The sequence below is a fragment of the Methanospirillum sp. genome (assembly GCF_035406105.1).
GTDB lineage: Archaea > Halobacteriota > Methanomicrobia > Methanomicrobiales > Methanospirillaceae > Methanospirillum.
In genome coordinates, this window is the sequence record NZ_DAONKG010000258.1 from 1 (window position 1) to 3,056 (window position 3,056).

Sequence of the window (3,056 nt, forward strand, 5' to 3'; positions counted from 1 at the left end):
TTCATACAACGCCGCTCATTCGTGAGGGTAAGGCTGAACCGTTTCAGGTATATTCACTCATAACAGATATCACCAGAGAACAGCTGGTAAAAGAGCAGACTGCCTTGCAGGCTGAACGCATTTCGGTCCTTTTATCCCTGAACCGGCTTGCTGAAAAGTCACCGGAAGAACTTTTTGTGTTTGTGGTACAGGCCTTCCTTAGGATCACCCAAAGCCAGTATTCCTTCATCGGTCTGGTCAATGAGGAGGAAACGGAGGTGACAATCCATGCATGGTCTTCATCAGTCGTTGAGGAAGATGCTGTTCAGGAGCCGAAAGTATTTTCGGTGGCTGATTTAGGGGGCTGGGCAGAAGTAATAAGAACGGGATCGCCCCAGATTATCAATACATACCCTGAACACGGTGTACCATCCAGAGGATTTCCAACGGAGGATGGAGAGATATTCCGGAGTATGGTGGTTCCTATCGTTGATGGAGAGCATATCGTCGCGATAGTAGCCGTTGCAAATAAAGCAGGGAATTATGATGCCAGTGACTGCGAGGCTGTGATCGCACTTGGAAATGAACTCTGGAGTATCATTCATAAAAAAGAGATACAGGACGCCTTATACCTGAAAAATCATGCAATAGAGAGCTCGATGAATGGTATTGCACTGGCTGATCTTTCAGGGATAATTACCTATGTAAATCCGGCATTCCTGTCCATATGGGGATATCATACACAGGAACAGGTTATCGGAAAGAATGCGGTTTCGTTCTGGAAGGAACCTGCCCAGGCCACGGAGGTTATTGATACAATTATCTCAAGCGGACGATGGCAGGGAGAGATGGATGCTGAACGTGCAGACGGAACCCATGCGAATCTTCTGGTGTCAGCTCATACGATCCATGATGAATCCGGTAAGCCTCTGGCGTTGATGGCCTCTTTTATCGACATCACTGATAAGAAACAGAATGAGTTGGAACTCATCCGGGCAAATAACCTCATTGAAGGGATGCTCAATGGGATTAATGATATTGTTGGTCTGCAACTCCCTGATCATACCGTTATCAGATATAATAAAGCAGGATATGAAGCACTTGGCATGAGCCCGTCTGAAATTGCAGGGAAAAAATGTTATGAACTCATCGGACGCGGGAGTGCCTGCGAAATCTGTGCTACTTCAGAGGCAGTTGCACGTGGAAAACCGGTAACGATTCAAAAATTTGTTCCTGAACTTGACACGTTTTTCGAATGCACAAGTAATCCTATTCTCAACGCAGACGGGAAACCTGAACTGATTGTTGAACTGCTCCATGATATCACCGAACGGAAACGGATCGAGAAGGCCATTTTTGAGGCCAACCGAAAACTGAAATTATTGTCCAGTATCACGAGGCATGACATCCTCAATTCACTTGGCGGATTACTCCTGTTTCTTGACAGCATTCCCCGGAATAATCTCTCATCTGAAATCCGGCAAAACCTGGATCACATATTAACATTTGCACTGACAATCAAAAGACAGATTGAATTTACGCATGACTATGAGATCCTTGGCTTTGAAAAGGCATTATGGCAGGATCTCTCAGCATGTTTCTGGAAGGCGGTTCGTGAGTGTAATACAGGAGAAGTGATCTTTGAAGAACAACTGGCAGGGGTGGAGATCTTTGCAGATCCCATGCTTGTGAAGGTAATCTATAATCTCATCGATAACGCTCTCCGGTATGGCGGCCCGGTCCTCACAACAATCAAAGGATATTATCGGTATGACGGGGACGACCTGATCTGGATCATTGAAGATGATGGCCAGGGTGTTGACCCTGATATGAAGGATCATATCATGGAGCGGGGTGTTGGCTGCAATACCGGATTTGGACTCTTCCTTTCGGCAGAAATTCTATCGATTACCGGCATGACAATCCGGGAGACCGGAGAGAGTGGAAAAGGTGCCAGGTTTGAGATCCGGGTGCCTCATGGGATGTTTCGCATTGCACATTCCGAAAAACAAGGGGGCAATGAATGACGGGGAAGGGCTTGGACGTTTCTATCCCTGGCTTTGAGGATATTCCATATGAGGTGTTTTTCACCAATGCACCAATCGGGATATTTATTGCCGATGAGCAGGGCAGATACACCTTTGTCAATGATGCTGCCTGTGCCATGACCGGGTACTCCCGTGATGAACTGATTGGAATGTCCCTTTTTCATCTCATCTCTCAGGAAGATCAGGATTTTGCAGCTGCACATTTTACCAAAGTGAAAAATACCGGGTCTGCAACGGGGGAGTACAGGTACGTTACGAAATCAGGGGAGATCAGATACTGGGAGGTGAAAGCGGTTCGGGTATCTGATGCGTGTTTTATTGGGTACACATCAGATACAACCGAGAGAAAGAAAGCGGAGATGGAATTATTACAAAAAAACGAAGAACTTCAGGCAACCTTCGAAGAACTCTCATCGACAGAGGAGGAACTAAAAGAACAACTTGAGGAGATTCTCTCTGCACAGGGAGAGATAGAAGAACGGGAACGGAAGTACCGGCTCTTATTTAATACCAGTGAAGCAGGAATAGCGCTTCATGAGATCATCTGTGATAATACCGGTGTTCCGGTTGATTACCGGTTCCTTGAAGTGAATGCCGCGTTTGAACAGATGACCGGCCTTCGTGCGGCTGATATTATCGGAAAGCGGGTAACCGAGGTACTGCCAGGAACCGAATCATACTGGATTGAAACATATGGCAGGGTTGCCCTGAAAGGAGAGACGATCCATTTTGAGAACTATAGTCGTGAACTGGGAAAATATTATGACGTCATTGCATACTCACCGCTTAAAGGCCAGTTTGCGACACTGATTCAGGATGTGTCCAATCGAAAGATCCAGGAGATACGTCTCAGAGAGACAAACAGTTTCCTTGAAAACCTCATCACCTTTGCAAATGTCCCGATAATTGTCTGGAATCCGACATGTACGATTGTGCGGATAAATCATGCATTTGAAAACCTTATCGGGAAAGGTGCTGATGAAGTTGTCGGATCTCCTCTTGAAGTGCTCTTCCCCCCCACCGAGGCAG

Annotated in this window: 2 protein-coding genes; both read left to right on the forward strand. The window is 46.3% G+C overall.

The window, feature by feature from the left end:
- Nucleotides 1-2,006, forward strand: a 2,006-nt coding sequence (locus tag PLA23_RS12010; protein ID WP_324475333.1) for a PAS domain-containing protein, incomplete at its 5' end; no start/stop codon positions are given.
- The coding region (locus PLA23_RS12015; protein WP_324475334.1) for a PAS domain-containing protein at nt 2,003-3,056 on the forward strand (1,054 nt) is incomplete at its 3' end. The genes PLA23_RS12010 and PLA23_RS12015, both read left to right, overlap by 4 nt.